The organism is Nocardioides sp. URHA0020 (assembly GCF_000620705.1).
GTDB lineage: Bacteria > Actinomycetota > Actinomycetes > Propionibacteriales > Nocardioidaceae > Nocardioides.
Genome location: NZ_KK211171.1, coordinates 122,470 through 140,719, shown reverse-complemented (window position 1 = coordinate 140,719; position 18,250 = coordinate 122,470). Strand labels below are relative to the sequence as shown.

The following is an 18,250-nucleotide window of genomic DNA, read 5'->3' as shown; positions in this document are numbered from 1 at the left end:
TGCGGGGGTTTCGAGACGGGCCTGGCGGCCCTCCTCAACCACCGGCGCGCCCGTTGCGGGGGTTTCGAGACGGGCCTGGCGGCCCTCCTCAACCACCGATGGGGCCGCGGGTCTGTGGAGGAGCCTGACAACCTGAGGGCATGCGCTTCCCACGACCGCTCCAGCCCGGCGAAACGATCGGCGTGACCTCACCCTCCAGCGGGGTCCCCGCGCGGCTGCTCCCGCGGCTCGAGGTCGCGCTCGCGTCCTTGCGTGACCGGGGGTACGAGGTCGTGGTCGGCGACTGCATGTCCGGGGACCGGGTCACGTCCGCGCCGAAGCAGCAGCGCGCCGCCGAGCTGACCCGGATGCTCCTGGACCCGGCGATCCGCGCCGTCGTCCCGCCGTGGGGCGGGGAGCTCGCGATCGACCTGCTGGACCAGCTGGACTGGCAGGAGCTCGCGACGGCAGAGCCGACGTGGACGGTCGGGTACAGCGACTCGACCGCCTGGATGCTGCCGCTCACCCTGCGGCTCGACTGGGCGGCGATCCACGGCACCAACCTGATGGACACGCCGTACGTCCCCGTCGACGGCCTCCTGCACTGGACCGAGATCGCTGCGCTGCCGACGGGCTCGACCTTCACCCAGCACGGCCCCGGGCGCTACCGCAGCGACGGCCACGACGACTGGGAGGGCGACCCCGAGGTCTCGACGATGACGCTGGACGCGTCGGGCGGCTGGTCCGTCCTGGGTGGCGGTGCGGTGGACGTGACCGGGCGGCTGATCGGTGGCTGCCTGGAGATCCTGACCGCGCTGGCGGGCACGCCGTACGGCGACGTGGGCGGCTTCGGCAGGGCGCAGTCCGACGAGGGGCTGATCGTCTTCGTGGAGGCCTGCGAGTACCCGTCGTACGACATCGCCCGCATCCTGCACGGCCTGCGGCTGGCGGGCTGGTTCGACGACGCGGACGCCGTCCTGGTGGGCCGCACCCGCGCACCGGGGTTCGACGACCTCAGCCAGCACGAGGCCGCCGCCGATGCGCTCGGGATGCTCGACATCCCGGTCGTCCTCGACGTCGACTGCGGTCACGTCCAGCCGATGCTCCCGCTCGTCACCGGGGCGCTCGCTCGCGTCGTCGTCGACGGCATGCGGCGGGAGATCACCCAGACCCTGGGCTGAGGGCTACTCGTGCACGTGGTCGCGCCAGTCGGCGGGCACCCGCTCAGCTGGGCCCGGGACCGTCTGGTCCAGCGGTCGCTCGGTGGCGGGGCACATCACCGGACCGAGGAAGCCTTCGTCGGTCGTGTAGTCCCAGAACCAGTCCTCACCGGGCTCGAAGCTGGTGATCACGGGGTGGCCGGTGGCCTGGAAGTGTGCGGTGGCGTGCTGGGACGGCGAGGTGTCGCAGCAGCCGATGTGGCCGCACTGGGTGCACCGACGCAGGTGCACCCACCAGCCACCCGCGGCCTCGCACTCCACGCAGCCGGTGCCGCTCGGCGGCACAGAGGGATCGACGCCCGCTCGTGAGGTCATGGTTCGACGGTATCGCGATCGGGGGCGGGTGACAGCCGGCGATCGGCGTACGCGAAGACGCCGAAGAGCAGGACGAGGAATACCGCGATGCCACCGAGCGCGACGGCGATCGCGGCCCAGCCCTTCTCGTCGGGGTCCAGGAACGGGTAGGGGTACCAGCCGTCGATCGCGCCGAAGACCATCGTCCAGGCCGCCCAGAGGATCGGGAAGAGCAGCGCGACCGCGACGACCCGACCGGTGACGCGGGGCCGCGGCCCCCAGCCGAGCCACCCGATGATCGCCAGCGCCGGCACCACCATGTGCAGCGACTTGTCGGCGAGCCAGTCGAGCCCGTCGAGGTCGAGCAGGGGCCGCAGCAGGAAGAAGTGGACGACCGCGGTCACCGTGATCGCCACCAGGCCGGCCAGGCGCAGGATCCGCCAGCCAGCACCGTCACGGCGCGGGTCGAGCGCCAGGGTGACCGCCGCCGCGGCGACCAGCAGGTTGCTCTCCACCGTGAAGTAGGCGAAGAAGCGGTAGACCCGGACGCCGGTCGACGGCGGGTCGGTCTCGTCGAGCACGGTCCCGCCCTGGAGCACGAGCACGAGCTGCAGCAGAAGCGCGGCGATCGTCACGACGGCGGTGAGCAGGTGCCAGGTCCGCGCGCCCGTAGTTCCCACGTGCGCAGACTAGGGTGCAGCCGTGCCTGAGGAGAACGGCTTCGGCCAGCTGGTCGGCGACGTCGTGGCCGGCTGGGGTCCGCGGCCGCGGCCCGAGCCCATCGTGCTGACCGGCCGCTACGTCACCCTCGAGCCGCTGGGCACGACCCACGCCGCGGCGTTGTACGACGCCCTCTGCAACCCCGGCGACCAGCAGCTGTGGACCTACCGGCCGACCGACCCGCCCGCCGACGTGCCGGCGATGGTGGACCTCGTCGAGCAGACGCTCGCTGCGCCGGAGCTCGTCACCTTCGCGCTGGTGCCGACAGGCCAAGCGGCGCAGGGGATCGCGTCGTACACGCGGATCGACCCGGGGACCGGCCAGGTCGAGATCGCGGGCGTCCTCTACGCCAGGACGCTGCAGCGCACGCGGGCCGCCACCGAGGCGATCCACCTGAGCCTGCGGCACGCGTTCGACGACCTCGGCTACCGCCGCTTCGAGTGGAAGTGCGACAGCCTCAACGAGCCGTCCCGGCGGGCGGCCGCACGCCTGGGCTTCACCTACGAGGGACGCTTCCGCAACCACATGGTGACCAAGGGCCGCAACCGCGACACCGACTGGTTCTCGATCACCGACGCCGAGTGGCCGGAAGTCAGGGCCGCCCACGAGCGGTGGCTCGACCCCGCCAACTTCGACGAAGGAGGGCGTCAGCTCACGGCGCTGAGGCGCTGACCGGGGCGGCGCCCTGTGCGAGGGTGGAGGACGTGGACCAGGGGATCGGCTTCATGACGCTCGCCGTGCGGGACCTCGACGCCACCCGTGCCTTTGACCTCGACGGGCTCGGCTGGACGGCGGCGATGGACGTGCCGGGCGACGGGCGGATGATCCGGGCGGGTGAGCACCCGGTGCTGTCGCTGTGGGTCGAGGACCACGTCGAGCAGGAGATCGCCTACAACCCCGGACCGACAGGACAGGTGGTACTGCCATGAGCGACGACAAGACCGTGTTGAAGTACTCGCAGGCGCGCGACGCCGGCCTCGCCGACTGGCGCTGGCTGCTCGGCGGCCTGCACGCCCGGTTCGCGACCGGCGACTTCGCCACGGGGCTGGTGCTCGCTCAGCGGATCGGTGCCGCCGCTGAGGCGGCCGACCACCATCCCGACCTCGACCTGCGCTACCCGCACGTCAGCGTCAAGCTGGTCAGCCACGACGTCGGGGGAGTGACCGACCGCGACCTCCGCCTGGCCCGGCAGATCAGCGAGATCGCGGCCGAGCTCGGCATCGCGGCCGCGCCCGGTGACCTGCACGTGCTCGAGCTCGGGCTGGACACCGCCGACCGCGAGCGGGTGCTGCCGTTCTGGCAGGCCCTGCTCGGGTACGACGCCAGCTCGGTCTACCCCGGCAAGGAGATCCTCGACCCCGACGGCCGGCTGCCCACGGTCTGGACCCAGGAGACCGACGCCCACGAGACGCCGCGCCAGCGCTGGCACCTCGACGTCGTCGTACCCATCGAGCAGGCGCAGTCGCGGATCGACGCGGCCCTCGCCGCGGGCGGCACCCTGGTGTCCGACGAGGCGGCGCCGGCCTTCTGGGTGCTGGCGGACGCCGAGGGCAACAAGGCCTGCGTCTGCACCCCGGAGGGCCGCAACAACTGAGGTCGGTGACCGCATGGCGGGACCGGGTTCTCAGATAGTGGGACGCCTGTCACACTCAGGTGCGCTCGAGCGGATCGTGCGGCTACCGTGGAGGCATGCGCAAGCACCTCCTTGTACGCACGCGACGTGTGGGCTGAGTCCGAACAGACTCCAGCGCGCACGTCACCCCTCGTCGCCCTCCGGGCCGAGGGGTTTTTTGTTGGGCAAGGCACGGCAGGTCTCCAGGAGAAGGACAGACATCGATGAGCGAGCAGGTGACAGGGGCCCAGAGCCTCATCAGGTCGCTGGAAGCCGCGGGGACGACCGAGATCTTCGGCATCCCCGGCGGCGCCATCCTCCCGGCGTACGACCCCCTCATGGACTCCTCGATCCGGCACATCCTCGTGCGGCACGAGCAGGGCGCGGGCCACGCCGCGCAGGGGTACGCCGCGGCGAGCGGGCGGGTCGGCGTCTGCATGGCCACCTCCGGTCCGGGCGCGACCAACCTCGTCACGCCGCTGGCCGACGCGCACATGGACTCCGTACCGATGGTGGCGATCACCGGCCAGGTCGGCGCCGCGCAGATCGGCACGGACGCCTTCCAGGAGGCGGACATCCGCGGCATCACGATGCCGATCACCAAGCACAACTTCCTGGTCACCGACCCGGCCGACATCCCGCGCACCGTCGCGGAGGCCTTCTACATCGCGAGCACCGGGCGCCCCGGCCCCGTGCTGGTGGACGTCGCCAAGTCGGCGCTGCAGGCGATGACGACGTACTCCTGGCCGTCCGAGCTCAACCTGCCCGGCTACCGCCCGGTGACCCGGCCGCACTCCAAGCAGATCCGTGAGGCCGCGCGGCTGATCCTCGAGGCGCGCCGCCCGGTCCTCTACGTCGGCGGCGGCACCATCCGCGCCGGCGCCTCGAAGGAGCTCCGGGTGCTCGCCGAGCTGACCGGCATGCCGGTCGTCACGACGCTGATGGCCCGCGGCGCCTTCCCCGACAGCCACCCGCAGCACCTCGGCATGCCCGGCATGCACGGCACCGTCGCCGCCGTCGCCGGTCTGCAGAAGTCCGACCTGATCATCAGCCTCGGTGCCCGCTTCGACGACCGGGTCACCGGCAACCTCGACTCGTTCGCCCCCGGCGCCCGGATCATCCACGCGGACATCGACCCGGCCGAGATCGGCAAGAACCGCGCGGTCGACGTCCCGATCGTCGGCGACTGCCGCGAGGTGATCAGCGACCTGGTCGTCGCTCTCAAGGCCGAGGCCGACGCCGGCAACACCGGCGACTACGAGGGCTGGGTCGTCTTCCTCGCGGGCATCAAGAAGACCTACCCGCTGGGCTACGACACTCCTGCCGAGGGCCTGTCCCCGCAGTACGTCATCGAGCGGCTCGGCGCGATCGCCGGCCCGGAGACGATCTACACCTCCGGCGTGGGCCAGCACCAGATGTGGGCCGCGCAGTTCATCGGCTACGAGAACCCCAACACCTGGATCAACTCCGGCGGGCTGGGCACCATGGGCTTCTCCGTGCCCGCCGCCATGGGCGCCAAGGTCGGCATGCCCGGCTCGACCGTCTGGGCGATCGACGGCGACGGCTGCTTCCAGATGACCAACCAGGAGCTCGCGACCTGCACGATCAACGACATCCCGATCAAGGTCGCGATCATCAACAACGAGTCTCTCGGCATGGTCCGGCAGTGGCAGACGCTCTTCTACAACGAGCGCTACTCCAACACCGACCTGCACTCCAAGCGGATCCCGGACTTCGTGAAGCTGGCCGACGCCTACGGTTGCGTGGGTCTCGCGTGCGAGAGCCCGGACGACGTCGACGCCACGATCAACAAGGCGATGGAGATCAACGACGTGCCCGTCGTGGTCGACTTCCGGGTGCACCGCGACGCGATGGTGTGGCCGATGGTCGCCGCCGGGACCAGCAACGACGACATCAAGTACGCCCGTGACCTCGCCCCGAGGTTCGAGGACGACGCAGACCTGGAGCTCCGCCCGTGAGTACCTCGACGAACACCAAGCACACGCTCTCGGTCCTGGTCGAGAACAAGCCCGGCGTGCTCGCCCGGATCGCCGGCCTCTTCAGCCGCCGGAGCTTCAACATCGACTCGCTCGCCGTGGGCCCGACCGAGCACCCGGAGATCTCCCGGATGACGATCGTGGTCGATGTGCAGGACACTCCGCTCGAGCAGGTCACCAAGCAGCTCAACAAGCTGGTCGAGGTGATCAAGATCGTCGAGCTCGACGGGTCCTCCTCGGTCAACCGCGAGCTGCTGCTGGTCAAGGTCAAGGCCGACGCCGAGAGCCGGGGTCAGGTGCTGGACGCCGTCCAGCTCTTCCGCGCCAAGGTCGTCGACATCGCCCCGGACGCCGTCACCATCCAGGCGGTCGGCAACGCCGACAAGCTGGGCGACCTCCTGCGCGTGCTCGAGCCCTTCGGGATCCGCGAGCTCGTGCAGTCCGGCATGGTCGCGATCGGTCGCGGCTCCCGCTCCATCTCCGAGCGCAACCTGCGCCCGGTGACCATCCCCGTCCCCCCAGCCGTCGGTGGTTGAGGCAGGCGTCCTGCGCCTGTCCCGACACCAAGCACGCACCACCCCAACCAGAAGGAGAAGCCCCAGTGGCTGAGATGTTCTACGACGACGACGCCGACCTGTCCCTGATCCAGGGCAAGAACGTCGCGGTCATCGGCTACGGCAGCCAGGGCCACGCCCACGCGCTGTCCCTGCGCGACTCGGGCGTCGACGTGCGCATCGGCCTGCAGCCGGGCTCCAAGAGCCGGGCGAAGGCGGAGGCCGAGGGCCTGCGCGTCCTCACCCCGGCCGAGGCCGCGGAGGAGGCCGACGTCATCGTCATCCTCGCTCCCGACCAGCACCAGCGGAAGCTGTACGCCGAGGAGATCGCGCCGCAGCTCGCTGCCGGCGACACCCTGGTCTTCGGTCACGGCTTCAATATCCGCTTCGGCTACATCACCCCGCCCGAGGGCGTCGACGTCTTCATGGTCGCGCCGAAGGGCCCCGGTCACCTGGTCCGTCGCGAGTACGTCGACGGGCGCGGCGTACCCGTCCTCGTCGCCGTCGAGAAGGACGCGTCGGGCAACGCCTGGCCGCTCGCGCTGTCGTACGCGAAGGCCATCGGCGGCCTGCGTGCCGGCGGCATCAAGACCACCTTCACCGAGGAGACCGAGACCGACCTGTTCGGTGAGCAGGCCGTCCTGTGCGGTGGCGCCTCGCAGCTGGTCATGTACGGCTTCGAGGTGCTCACCGAGGCCGGCTACCAGCCCGAGGTCGCGTACTTCGAGTGCCTGCACGAGCTCAAGCTGATCGTCGACCTGATGTACGAGGGCGGCATCGCCAAGCAGCGCTGGTCGGTCTCCGACACCGCCGAGTTCGGTGACTACGTCTCCGGCCCCCGAGTCATCACCCCGGACGTGAAGAAGAACATGGAGGACGTGCTCGCCGACATCAAGAACGGCAAGTTCGCCGAGCGCTTCATCTCCGACATGGACAACGGCTCGCCGGAGTTCACCGAGTTCCGCAAGAAGGGTGAGGCCCACCCCATCGAGCAGACCGGCCGCGAGCTGCGCAAGCTCATGGCCTGGGTGAAGAGCCACGACTCCGACTACGTCGAGGGCACCTCCGCCCGCTGACCCGAAGCCGAGTCGGCGCCAGTTTTCACCGCAAGGATGAAAACTGGCGCCGACTCGGCGCATGTCATGGCACCCAACCGCCGTCCGCAGCTCAGGCGGGCGCCGACCCTTCGGCGCCCGGCTGGCGCTGGAGGGCGAGCTGGAGCGCCACCTCGCTGCTCTCGAGGTGCTCGAGCCACGCGTCGCGCAGCGCCTCCGCCTTGCCCGCGCGGGCCAGGTCGAGCAGCGCCCGGTGCTCGTCGACCCGGGCCGCGGCGGTCTCCGGCGCGCGGTCGAGGTCGTCCGTCATCAGGTGCAGGTAGCGGCCGGCCGAGTGCCGGAGGATCTCCAGCACGCGGCGGTCGATCGCGCCGGTGACGTCGTCGAGAAGGGCGGCGTGGAAGGCGTGGTGGGCCGCGGAGACGGCCGACGGCTCGTGGGCGATATCGGCGTACTCGTCCAGCGCGGCCTCCGCCAGCTCGAGCCGCTCGGGGGTCATCGTGGCCATGGCGCGCATGACCAGGTCGACCTCGATCAGTCGGCGGAGTCGGTAGATGTGGGCGAGGTCGTCCGGACTGAGGGAGGCCACCACTGCCGAGCGACCGGGGCGCAGGCTGACCAGTCCTTCGCTCTCCAGGCGGCGCAGCGCCTCGCGGACGGGGATGTGGCTGACGTCGAACTGCTCGCACAGCTCGACGATCGACACCACGGCTCCGGGCCTGATGGCGCCGGTGAGGATCGCACGGTGCAGCTCGTCGGTGACGCGGTCGACCATCGACAGATGTGTGGTCGGACGGACCGGTGCTCCCGGGGGCGCGGTGCTGGCCATGCGGCTCTCCTACAGATGTCGACCGACCTGCTCCGGTCGGGGCAATCGTGGCATGACCGGACGGCGATCGGTCCCACTGGCTGACGGCGGCCACCCGATCGATGTCGCGGCTCACAGAAGATCCGACGCCGAGGCGGGGGCGTACTCCGCTCGTCGACGTGCCGGGCCGATAGGTTCATCCCGTGGCGCCCGACCCGAATCCCTCCAGCCACGCCGACCACACGGGTTGGTCGGACTCCTCGGCGCGGGCGGTGCTGCAGCTGATGGTCGAGTCGGTGGCCGAGCTGGTGGGGTTCGAGATCGCGACGATGTCGGTGTTGCTCGACGGTGACCTCGTGACCGTCGCCTACACGGGCCCGGAGGAGCACCGCGAGTACCTGATGAACGCCGTGGATCCCGTCTCGGTGCTCGACCCGGTGCTCGAGCGGGCGGAGAGCTGGGGTCGCTTCCGCTTCCTCGACGCCGACATCCACCAGATCGAGCTCGAGGGCAACTGGGTGATGCTGGCCCCGGACCGGATCGACGAGCCGGACTCCTGGCACCCCGAGAACGTGCTCATCGGGCTGCTCTCCGACGACGACGGCGAGCTGGTCGGGGTGCTGTCGGTCGACCGTCCGGTCTCCGGCCGGTGCCCTGGCCCGGCGCAGCGCCACCTGCTCGAGAAGTACGCCGCGCAGGCGGAGCGCGCCGTGCTGACGGCGTTCGAGCGCGAGGAGCTGGTGCGCCAGGTGGCCCGCGCCGAGTCCGCCCGGCGGCTGATCCGGTCGGCGGCGATGCCGGCCCAGGCCTCGTTGGAGGCCGTGCTGGTGCACACCAACGGTCCGTTGCTCGAGGGCTTCGAGGCCAGTGGGCTGTGGGTGGAGGTCTTCGACGCCGACGGCGGCAGCTGGGGCTACGCCCGAGACCGCGCGGGGGAGGTGATGAAGATCGGTGACGACGTCGTCGATCTCGCGCGGGAGATCGCCCCGCGGCTCTGGGCCGCGCAGAGCGTCTTCGTGCTCGGGGACGACGCGACACCCGATCCGCGGCCGGGGCTGACCGCGGACCTGGTGGACGAGGCGCTCGTCCACGCGGCGGACATGGATCTCGACCGGGCACTCGCCGTACCTCTCGGTGCCGGCACGGAGTGCCTCGGGCTGCTGGTGCTGACGCGCAACTTCGCCAGCCCCGCCTGGTCGTTGGTCGAGCAGGCCTCGGCGCTCGAGATCGGGCACGACGTCGGGGCCGCGATGCTGATGGCTCGGTCGCTCGAGCGGGAGCGGGCGCTGGTGCGCGAGCTGCAGGAGCTCGACGACTACCGCAGCCAGCTCTTCGCCACGTTGTCGCACGAGCTGCGTACGCCGCTCACGGTGATCTCCGGCAACCTCGAGATCGTCGGCGGCCTGGGCCTCGATGACCGGGCGACGGGCTTCCTGGACGCGATGGGTCGCGGCGCGGACCGGATGCAGAAGGTCGTCGACGACCTGATGCTGCTGGCCCGGGTGAGCCATCCGCGGCACCCGCTGGCCCGGGTCCCGATCGACCTGCGCCGCGTGACGGAGGACGTCGTCGACCTGCTCGACTCCACGGCGTCCTCGAAGGGACTCACGCTTGACGTCCACCTCGACGACGCCTCGCTGCTGGTGCCCGGTGACCCCACCGAGCTCGACCAGCTGATCGGGAACCTCGTCAGCAACGCGCTGAAGTACACCCCGTCCGGCGGTCTGGTCTCCGTGTCCCTCCGGCGACGTGCCGCGGAGGTGGTGATCGAGGTCGCTGACGACGGCCTGGGCATCTCGGAGGAGGACCAGGCCCGGATCTTCCGCGCCTTCTATCGCACCGAGAACCCCGAAGCCCTCCACGAGCCCGGCACCGGCCTCGGGTTGGCCATCGTCGCGACCGTCGTCGAGCGACACGGCGGTCAGGTCGAGGTCGCCTCCCGCCTCGGTGAGGGCACCACCTTCACCGTCACCCTCCCGGCCGCGTCCGTGCCCTGACGGCCGGCGGCCGTTGAGGCGCGTCAGCCCCCGATCCGGTGTGCCTGGGGAGCGCGCGAGCGCCGTCTCTAGCCGCCGCACTCCCGGTGGTTGAGGACGCGCGCCAGCGCCGTCTCGAAACCCCCGCACTCCCGGTGGTTGAGGAGGCGCGCCAGCGCCGTCTCGAAACCCCCGCAGCGTAGGCAGGGCAACGTGCGCGCAAGTTGTCGGCCTTGTCGGCCTATTGGCGTCGGGTGAAGGTGACCTTGCCGTTGGGTTGCTTTGCCATCTCGTACGTCGGGTCGTGGGCTCGGGCGTGGTGTCTCGGGCAGAGAAGGCCGGCGTTGTGGAGGTCGGACGGGCCGCCGTCGGTCCATCTGGTCCAGTGGTGGGCGTGGCACATCCACGGCGGCCAGTCACACCCCTCAGCCACGCAGCCGCCGTCCCGAAGACTCAGGGCGGTGAGCTGGGCCTTGGTGAAGAACCTGCGTGCCCTGCCGACGTCGAGGACCTGCGAGTCGTCGCCGAGGACGACGGGGATGATCTTCGCGGTGCACGCAAGCCTTCTGGCTGCGGCTGGGCTGATCCGCTCACCGGTGTCGAGGACCCCGGCCTTCTCGAGCCGGCCGAGGAGGGTGTCGTGATCGATGGTGACCACGATGGTCGCGTCCCTGCCGCCTACCTGGGGCAGATCCTTCGCGGAGATTCTCTCGATGAGCTCGCAGAACGCTCGGCCCATCCGCTCGGGTCCGGGTCTGCGTTCGACGCCGGGTCCGTGGGTGGCGGCGAGGTGCTTGGGTGCGGCGAGCGCGAGGAGCATCTTCTTCAGCTCTGCTGCCTGCAGGGCCGGGAGGGTGAAGCGTCCGTGGACCTTGCCGTGCCCGTCGTCGCTCATCGTGAGCCGGCATGCCTGTGTTGCTTTGGTCTCTTCTCGTTCGAGGAGGTCGGACTCGTGCTGGTCGGCGAGGTCGGGTGCGATGACCTCCAGGAGTCGGCGCCCGAGGATGGTGAGGCGCTTCGCGTCGTGCTCTCCCGCGGCGGTGACGAGGTGCTCCTCGGCCTTGATCAGCAGCTCCGGGTCCAGACCGGCCGGGAGCGCCTTGATCGACCGGATGATCACGTCGGCCTGCTCGGGCCGCAGGTCGCCGCGTGCCAGTGAGGTCCGGACCCGGTCGTAGGTACCGAGGTCGTAGCCGCGGCGCACGGTCCGGTACGCCGCTGACCTGGTCTCCCGGGTCTGATGGGCATACCAGTTCGACGTGCTCGTCGCGCCCACGTCGGTGCCCACCTCGACCTCATCGGCATGCGCGGCGACCCGGGTCTTGAGCTCGACGACCTGGGCTTCCAGTCGCGTGAGCTCGACTAGCGTTGACGCCGCCTCGGGCGCACTCATCGACCACACCGATGCCTCCACCAGAGCGTCGGCAACAGCACGCATCTGCGCGGTCGCTTGCGCCACCTGGTGGTGGGGTGTGGTGGTCGTGGTCATGGTTCTAGCCAAGCACTGACCACCGACAGTGAGAGGCCCAGAACCCCTGTTTTCACAGGGTTCTGGGTCACGAAGAGGTCACGATCAGTGGGGTTCTTCCACACCCGGAGCGACGGCCTGTGGAGGGCATCCATCAGCCGCGAGCGACGTGTTCTGGGTGGTGGTTTCGAGGCTCGGGCCTGGCGGCCCTCGCACCTCAACCACCGGTGGGCCGGTCGGCGACCGCAAGCCACGGGCCGCCGTACACGCGTAGCTGCCCTGTCGGCGGCCCGCCCGAGCGGACCTGGATGCCGTGCTCGTTGCCCTGGTTTTCCTGCGGGGGTTTCGAGGCTCGGCGCTGGCGCGCCTCGCACCTCAACCACCGGGAGCCATTGCGCTGTCTTTGCTGCGGGGGTTTCGAGGCTCGGGCCTGGCGGCCCTCGCACCTCAACCACCGGACGCCTCGCGGCTCGCGCCTCGTGCCGGCGGCGGTCTACGGGGTGACGACGAAGAACTGCGGCTTGTACTGGTCAGCGTCCTTGTTGATGGCCGCGGTGCTGGTCGAGTTCAGGTTGCGGCTGATGTGGCCGAGGTAGCCGCCCCGGACGGGGAGCTCGGGGTGACCGAGCGGGTTGTACTGCAGCACCGTGCTCGTCGAGGGGGCCGAGTTGTTGACCGTGGTCGACGAGAAGGGGCCGACCGGGCTCGAGGCGCGCACCTTGACGACGTCGGCGCCGTACACGTCGCCGGCCTTGGTGACGAACTCGTAGCCCGAGCTCGTGCGCGATGCGCTGAACGACGTCGACCAGCTGTCGTGGGCGGCGGAGACCACGGGCCGGGCCGCGGCAGGTCGTCGGGCGGCCCACGAGCTGCCGGTCCAGTACTGCCAGGCCGACGGCCTCGCCAGGCGGCCGTGCGGCACCCGGGCGACGTAGACGGCCTTGCCGAGGTAGTGAGCGGTCCACCTGGTGCCGTAGACGTAGTGGTAGCGCGCATCGCTGGTGAGGCTGACACCCCACAGGATGCCGGCGGTGCCGGACCTGGAGGCGGGGGTGCCGGCCATCCGCTGGTACGTCGGGACCTCCGCGCGCGTCTTCGGCAGGGAGAAGACGGCCGCGTCGACGCCGACGGTCCTGAAGCCGAACGCGCCGGGCCCGGCTGCCTGGGTGGCCCGGATCGCGAAGATCACGAGCTTGCCACCGTCGATGACGCCCTGCTGCGGCCAGTACCACGACGTTGGGGTCGGCTCGGGGATCACCGAACCGCCACGGCGTCCGGTGACCCCGGTCAGGCAGCCGCGATCCTGGATGACCAGCGAGCTGTGGATCATGCGGGTGTTCGCAGCCCGCCGCCCCGACGAGGTCTGCCGCCCGAGAAGGGTGTCTGCGAACAGCCACACCACCCGTCCGTCAGGCAGTGGGACGGTGCTGCCCTGGTCGCCGCCGGACCAGGTCCAGTCGTTCTTGGCGTCGAACATCCGCTGGTAGCCGGCCGCGGTGGTGGGCGCCGGGTCGGTGCAGCGCGACGTACGAGCCGCGACAGCCTGCCGGGCCGGCGACTCGGCGACGCCGGACAACGATGCGGGGACGACGGGTACGGCGTTCACCGGAGCGACCGTCACGCCGAGCAGGGCCGCGGCCGCGATGGCGCGCAGGACCGCGCGACCACCGACGCGGTTCGCGTACGGCGCTCGGCGACGCTGGCTCTGACTCCCGTACGGCACACGATCCAGATCGTGTGGTGGTGACGAGACTTGAGCGGAACCCGGCCGATGGGACGAGAGTCACCCGGGGCGGCCGGCAGGAACAATCCGCGCCCCGGACGGCGTTGGCACCCACGTGAAGATCGAGATCTGGAGCGACGTCGTCTGCCCGTGGTGCTTCGTCGGCAAGCGCCGTCTGGAGACCGCGCTGTCCACGTTCGAGCACGCGGACGACGTCGAGGTCGTCTACCGCTCCTTCGAGCTGGACCCGAGCGCCCCCCACCACGGCCACGAGCTGAGCACCGGCGTGATCGCGCGCAAGTACGGGCGCCCCGAGGCCGAGATGCGCCAGATGCAGCAGCAGCTGATCGACGTCGCCGCCGAGGAGGGCCTCGCGATGCGGCTCTTCGACACCGTGCACACCAACACCATCGACGCCCACCGCCTCCTGCACCTCGCGCTCCGGACCGGGGGACCCGCGCTCCAGCGCCAGCTCAAGGAGGCGCTGCTCTCGGCGTACTTCGAGAGCGCCGCCGACGTCGGCGACCACGACGTCCTCGCCGCGAGCGCCGTCAGCGTCGGGCTCGAGGAGGCGCGCGTCCGCGAGGTCCTCGCGAGCGACGAGTACGCCGACGCCGTCGCGGCCGACATCGCCCAGGCCCGGGCGTACGGCGCGACCGGCGTGCCGTTCTTCGTCGTCGACCAGGCGTACGGCGTCTCCGGCGCGCAGCCGGCCGAGGTTTTCAGCCAGGTCCTCGACCAGGCGTGGGCCGCGTCGCACCCGACGCTGCAGATGGCCGGCGGCGACGCCGACGCCTGCGGGCCCGACGGGTGTGCGATCTGATCGCGTGATCCGTGCCACCTATGGTTAGGCAAACCTAAGATGCAGGCGTACGATCGCGAACTGTGCTCGCGAACTATCTGATCGGCCTCCGTGAAGGCCTCGAGGCGTCGCTCGTCGTGAGCATCCTCGTGGCCTACCTGGTCAAGACCGGTCGCCGCCACCTGCTGCCGCGGATCTGGCTCGGCGTCGCGATCGCCGTGCTGGTCTCCCTGGCCTTCGGCTTCGCGCTCTTCTACGGCCCGCGCGGCCTGACGTTCAAGGCGCAGGAGGCCATCGGCGGGATCCTGTCCATCGTCGCGGTCGTCTTCGTGACCTGGATGATCTTCTGGATGGCCCGCGCCGCCCGGAGCATCAGCGGCGAGCTCCGCGGCCAGATCGACGACGCCGCCGACGGCAACTGGTTCGCGCTGGCGCTCGTCGCCATGCTCGCCGTGGGCCGTGAGGGCCTCGAGACCGCGCTGTTCATCTGGTCCACGACCGAGGCCGCGACCCGCGACACCGACGCGTCGTGGCAGCCGCTGGTCGGCGCCGCCCTCGGCATCGCGACGGCGGTCGTGCTCGGCTACCTCATCTACCGCGGCGCGATCTCGATCAACCTGAGCACGTTCTTCGCCTGGACCGGTGGCTTCCTCATCATCGTCGCCGCCGGCGTGCTGTCGTACGGCGTCCACGACCTGCAGGAGGCTGGCATCCTGCCCGGGCTCAACAACCTGGCGTGGGACGTGTCCGACACGATCGACCCGACCAGCTGGTACGCCACGATCCTCAAGGGCGTCTTCAACTTCTCCCCGGCCACGACGTGGCTCGAGGCCGTCGTCTGGGTGCTGTACGTCGTCCCCACCATGACGATCTTCATCCTCACCCTGCGCCGCCGTGCCGCTCCCGCCGCACCGGCGCAGCAGTCCACCCCTGTCAGCCACTGACCGCCCGAAGGAAAACCGACACCGATGCGCAAGCCCCTGATCGTGGCAGCCCTGCTGGCCACCACTCCGTTCTTCGCCGCGTGCACCGAGAACGCCAAGGACGACGGCGGCAAGTCCGGCGACGCCCGCACGGTCTCGGTCACCTCGACCGACAAGGACTGCAAGGTCTCGTCCGCGAAGGTCCCCTCGGGCACCGTCACCTTCGACGTCACCAACGACGGATCGCAGGTCACCGAGTTCTACCTGCTCGGCGAGGACGGTCTCCGGATCGTCGCCGAGGTCGAGAACGTCGGCCCCCAGCTCTCGCGCCAGCTGGTCGTCAACGCTCCGGCCGGCACGTACTTCACCGCCTGCAAGCCGGGCATGAAGGGCGACGGCATCCGCGCCGACTTCACCGTCAGCAAGTCCGGTGACGAGCCGTCCGTCTCCGCCGACGACCAGCAGTTGGTCGACGCCGCGCTGACCAACTACGCGGCGTACGTCCAGGACCAGTCCGACCAGCTGGTGGCCAAGACCGAGGAGTTCGTCAAGCTCTACAAGGCCGGCGACGATGACGCGGCCCGCACCCTCTACCCCGAGGCGCGCACCCACTGGGAGCGCATCGAGACCGTCGCCGAGTCGTTCGGCGACCTCGACCCGAGGACCGACGCCCGCGAGGCCGACCTCGAGCCCGGCCAGAAGTGGACCGGCTGGCACCGGATCGAGAAGGACCTGTGGCCCGAGCTGGCGAAGGACTACACCCCGCTGACGCCGGCCGAGCGTGCGACGTACGCCGATGACCTGATGAAGAACATCACCACCCTCGACGAGCGTGTCCAGGGCCTCGACTACACCGTCGACCAGATCGCGAACGGCTCGCGCGGCCTGCTCGAGGAGGTCGCCGCCGGCAAGGTCACCGGCGAGGAGGAGTTCTGGTCGCACACCGACCTGTGGGACTTCCAGGCCAACGTCGACGGCGCCCGGGTCGGCTTCGAGGGTCTCAAGCCGATCGTCGAGCAGTCCAACCCCGAGCTCGCCACGACGCTCACCGACCGGTTCGCCGACCTGCAGAAGCTGCTCGACGCGCAGAAGACCGACACCGGCTTCACCTTCTACGACGACCTGACCCAGGACGAGATCAAGGCACTCGTCAACGCGGTCAACGCGCTCTCGGAGCCGTTGTCCCAGCTCACGGCGGCGGTGCTGTCCTGAACGGGGTCTCTCGACGCGGACTGGTCGGAGGCGGCGTCGCCGCCGTCGGCCTGACGGCCGGCGCGTTCGCGGCGGGTCGCGCGAGTGCGGCTGACGGCGGCGGGTCGAGCGCCGACCCGGGCGACGCGTACGCCTTCCGCGGCGAGCACCAAGCCGGCATCACCACGCCGGCTCAGGACCGGCTGCACTTCGCCGCCTTCGACGTGACCACCGGATCCCGGGCGCAGCTGATCGCCCTGCTGAAGGCGTGGACCGAGGCGGCCGACCGGATGACCCGCGGCCTGCCGGCCGGAGAGGTCGGCCCGACCCAGGGCTCCACCAACCTGCCGCCGGACGACACCGGAGAGGCGATCGGCCTGAGCGCCGGTGGCCTGACGATCACCTTCGGCTTCGGCCCGTCGCTCTTCCGCGACGCCGACGGCAAGGACCGCTTCGCGCTCGCGGACCGCCAGCCCGCCGCCCTGCGCACCCTGCCGCACTTCCCGGCCGACGTGCTCGACCCCGAGAAGTCGTACGGCGACCTCTGCGTCCAGGCGTGCGCCGACGATCCGCAGGTCGCGGTGCACGCGATCCGCAACCTCGCGCGGATCGGCTTCGGCACGGTCGCAGTGCGCTGGTCGCAGCTCGGCTTCGGGCGTACGTCGACCACCTCGACCGCCCAGTCCACGCCACGCAACCTCTTCGGCTTCAAGGACGGCACCGCCAACATCAAGTCCGAGGAGACCAAGGACGTCGAGAAGCACGTCTGGGTCGCCCCCGGTGCCGACGCCAAGGCCGAGTGGCTGGCCGGCGGCTCCTACCTGGTCGCGCGTCGCTTCAACATGCACATCGAGATCTGGGACCGGCAGACGCTCGGTGACCAGGAGGACTTCGTCGGCCGCACCAAGGCCAGTGGTGCGCCGCTCTCGGGCGGCACCGAGTTCACCGAGCCGAACTTCTCGATGCCCGGCAGCGACGGGCCGGTGATCGCGAAGGACGCGCACGTCCGGCTCGTGCACCCGGACTTCAACAACGGCGCGCGGATGCTGCGACGCGGCTACAACTTCGTCGACGGCTCCAACCCCATCGGCGGCCTCGACGCCGGACTGTTCTTCATCGCCTACGTCACCGACCCGGACACCCACTTCATCCCGATCCAGAACGCGATGGCGAAGTCCGACGCGCTGATGGAGTACGTCAAGGTGACCGGCTCCGCCCTCTTCGCCGTACCCCCCGGCATCGGCCCCGGTGAGTACGTCGGCCAGTCCCTCTTCACCTGACCCCCGGTGGTTGAGGTGTGAGGGCCGCCAGGCCCGAGCCTCGAAACCGGTCTCCCCGGTGGTTGAGGTGCGAGGGCCGCTAGGCCCGAGCCTCGAAACCCCCGCAGCGTGGGCTGGGCGTCGTTCGCGCGTGGGCTGCGGGGGTCTCGACGTCGCTCAGGCGCCAGCGCGCCTTCGCTGCTCGACCACCGGCGACGTCGTACGGCGTACGGCGGTCGATGTCGCGCGTGGGTTGCGGGGGTCTCGACGACGCTCAGGCGCCAGGGCGCCTTCGCTGCTCGACCACCGGCGACGTACGGCGTCGCCGGTGGTTGAGGTGTGAGGGCCGCTAGGCCCGAGCCTCGAAACCTCCGCAGCGTGTGCAGGGCGTCGTTCGCGTCGGTCGCCGTCGCGCGTGGGCCGCGGGGGTCTCGACGACGCTCAGGCGCCAGCGCGCCTTCGCTGCTCGACCACCGGCGACGATGTACGGCGTACCCCGGTCGATGTCGCGGGTGGGCTGCGGGGGTCTCGACGACGCTCAGGCGCCAGCGCGCCTTCGCTGCTCGACCACCGGTGACGCCGTACGTCGTGTCCGGTGGTTGAGGTGTGAGGGCCGCTTGGCCCGAGCCTCGAAACCCCCGCAGCGTGGGCAGGGCGTCGTTCGCGGGT

General features: G+C 70.6%; 17 protein-coding genes. 12 read left to right on the top strand and 5 right to left on the bottom strand.

Annotated features, from left to right (window positions below; all coding sequences use genetic code 11):
- The first annotated feature begins 182 nt into the window (after positions 1 to 182).
- On the top strand, positions 183 to 1,160 hold the full coding sequence (locus N542_RS0120115) for a S66 family peptidase (protein ID WP_231482783.1): 978 nt from the start codon (positions 183 to 185) through the stop codon (positions 1,158 to 1,160).
- Between the two features lie 3 nt (positions 1,161 to 1,163).
- On the opposite strand, the gene N542_RS0120110 is transcribed toward N542_RS0120115, so the two are convergent.
- Positions 1,164 to 1,514 carry a UBP-type zinc finger domain-containing protein gene (locus N542_RS0120110; protein ID WP_028645458.1) on the bottom strand — a complete coding sequence of 117 codons (351 nt, stop codon included), beginning with the start codon at positions 1,512 to 1,514 and terminating at the stop codon, positions 1,164 to 1,166.
- Complete coding sequence (locus tag N542_RS25845; protein WP_036509030.1) at positions 1,511 to 2,173, bottom strand: Pr6Pr family membrane protein; 663 nt, start codon at positions 2,171 to 2,173, stop codon at positions 1,511 to 1,513. Before N542_RS25845 ends, N542_RS0120110 begins: the two co-directional genes overlap by 4 nt.
- Positions 2,174 to 2,195: 22 nt before the next feature.
- Between N542_RS25845 and N542_RS0120100 the strand changes: the two genes are divergently transcribed.
- The 6 genes from N542_RS0120100 (at position 2,196) to ilvC (ending at position 7,452) form a co-directional block, all read left to right on the top strand.
- Positions 2,196 to 2,885, top strand: a complete 690-nt coding sequence (locus tag N542_RS0120100) for a GNAT family N-acetyltransferase (RefSeq protein ID WP_028645457.1) — start codon at positions 2,196 to 2,198, stop codon at positions 2,883 to 2,885.
- Between the two features lie 32 nt (positions 2,886 to 2,917).
- Positions 2,918 to 3,142, top strand: a complete 225-nt coding sequence (locus N542_RS25840) for a VOC family protein (protein ID WP_081795437.1) — start codon at positions 2,918 to 2,920, stop codon at positions 3,140 to 3,142.
- The gene (locus N542_RS0120090; protein WP_051552140.1) at positions 3,139 to 3,807 is read left to right on the top strand and encodes a VOC family protein; all 669 of its coding nucleotides are present in this window, start codon (positions 3,139 to 3,141) and stop codon (positions 3,805 to 3,807) included. Before N542_RS25840 ends, N542_RS0120090 begins: the two co-directional genes overlap by 4 nt.
- A gap of 242 nt (positions 3,808 to 4,049) precedes the next feature.
- A complete protein-coding gene (locus N542_RS0120085) occupies positions 4,050 to 5,804 on the top strand; it encodes an acetolactate synthase large subunit (protein ID WP_028645455.1) in 1,755 nt (584 codons plus the stop codon).
- The gene (gene ilvN, locus N542_RS0120080) at positions 5,801 to 6,358 is read left to right on the top strand and encodes an acetolactate synthase small subunit (RefSeq protein ID WP_028645454.1); all 558 of its coding nucleotides are present in this window, start codon (positions 5,801 to 5,803) and stop codon (positions 6,356 to 6,358) included. Before N542_RS0120085 ends, ilvN begins: the two co-directional genes overlap by 4 nt.
- 65 nt (positions 6,359 to 6,423) lie before the next feature.
- Positions 6,424 to 7,452, top strand: coding sequence for a ketol-acid reductoisomerase (ilvC, locus tag N542_RS0120075; RefSeq protein WP_028645453.1), 1,029 nt, complete (start codon positions 6,424 to 6,426; stop codon positions 7,450 to 7,452).
- Between the two features lie 91 nt (positions 7,453 to 7,543).
- On the opposite strand, the gene N542_RS25835 is transcribed toward ilvC, so the two are convergent.
- The gene (locus tag N542_RS25835; protein ID WP_081795398.1) at positions 7,544 to 8,260 is read right to left on the bottom strand and encodes a GntR family transcriptional regulator; all 717 of its coding nucleotides are present in this window, start codon (positions 8,258 to 8,260) and stop codon (positions 7,544 to 7,546) included.
- Between the two features lie 182 nt (positions 8,261 to 8,442).
- Here N542_RS25835 and N542_RS26845 point away from each other — a divergent pair, with 182 nt between their 5' ends.
- Positions 8,443 to 10,236, top strand: a complete 1,794-nt coding sequence (locus tag N542_RS26845) for a sensor histidine kinase (protein ID WP_051552136.1) — start codon at positions 8,443 to 8,445, stop codon at positions 10,234 to 10,236.
- A gap of 220 nt (positions 10,237 to 10,456) precedes the next feature.
- On the opposite strand, the gene N542_RS26840 is transcribed toward N542_RS26845, so the two are convergent.
- On the bottom strand, positions 10,457 to 11,704 hold the full coding sequence (locus N542_RS26840; RefSeq protein WP_028645452.1) for an HNH endonuclease signature motif containing protein: 1,248 nt from the start codon (positions 11,702 to 11,704) through the stop codon (positions 10,457 to 10,459).
- Positions 11,705 to 12,176: 472 nt separating this feature from the next.
- A complete protein-coding gene (locus tag N542_RS0120055) occupies positions 12,177 to 13,406 on the bottom strand; it encodes a DUF4185 domain-containing protein (protein ID WP_028645451.1) in 1,230 nt (409 codons plus the stop codon).
- Positions 13,407 to 13,521: 115 nt separating this feature from the next.
- On the opposite strand from N542_RS0120055, the gene N542_RS0120050 reads away from it, so the two are divergent.
- The 4 genes from N542_RS0120050 to efeB all read left to right on the top strand — a co-directional run bounded on the left by N542_RS0120050 (position 13,522) and on the right by efeB (position 17,602).
- On the top strand, positions 13,522 to 14,229 hold the full coding sequence (locus N542_RS0120050; protein WP_028645450.1) for a DsbA family oxidoreductase: 708 nt from the start codon (positions 13,522 to 13,524) through the stop codon (positions 14,227 to 14,229).
- 62 nt (positions 14,230 to 14,291) lie between these two features.
- Positions 14,292 to 15,152: an iron uptake transporter permease EfeU gene (efeU, locus tag N542_RS0120045; RefSeq protein ID WP_028645449.1), complete on the top strand. Its 861-nt coding sequence runs from the start codon at positions 14,292 to 14,294 to the stop codon at positions 15,150 to 15,152.
- Between the two features lie 24 nt (positions 15,153 to 15,176).
- Positions 15,177 to 16,343 (top strand): iron uptake system protein EfeO, encoded by a 1,167-nt coding sequence (efeO, locus tag N542_RS0120040; RefSeq protein ID WP_028645448.1) that lies wholly within the window; start codon positions 15,177 to 15,179, stop codon positions 16,341 to 16,343.
- Positions 16,340 to 17,602 carry an iron uptake transporter deferrochelatase/peroxidase subunit gene (gene efeB / locus N542_RS25820; RefSeq protein ID WP_036509196.1) on the top strand — a complete coding sequence of 421 codons (1,263 nt, stop codon included), beginning with the start codon at positions 16,340 to 16,342 and terminating at the stop codon, positions 17,600 to 17,602. The genes efeO and efeB overlap by 4 nt, the downstream gene beginning before the upstream one ends.
- Positions 17,603 to 18,250: the final 648 nt, after the last annotated feature.

Bases quoted from the DNA above. Each gene is read 5' to 3' on its own strand.
- N542_RS26840 (WP_028645452.1), bottom strand. From the start codon at position 11,704: ATGACCACGACCACCACACCCCACCACCAGGTGGCGCAAGCGACCGCG.
- N542_RS0120090 (WP_051552140.1), top strand. From the start codon at position 3,139: ATGAGCGACGACAAGACCGTGTTGAAGTACTCGCAGGCGCGCGACGCC.
- N542_RS0120085 (WP_028645455.1), top strand. From the start codon at position 4,050: ATGAGCGAGCAGGTGACAGGGGCCCAGAGCCTCATCAGGTCGCTGGAA.
- efeO (WP_028645448.1), top strand. From the start codon at position 15,177: ATGCGCAAGCCCCTGATCGTGGCAGCCCTGCTGGCCACCACTCCGTTC.
- N542_RS25835 (WP_081795398.1), bottom strand. From the start codon at position 8,260: ATGGCCAGCACCGCGCCCCCGGGAGCACCGGTCCGTCCGACCACACAT.
- N542_RS0120110 (WP_028645458.1), bottom strand. From the start codon at position 1,514: ATGACCTCACGAGCGGGCGTCGATCCCTCTGTGCCGCCGAGCGGCACC.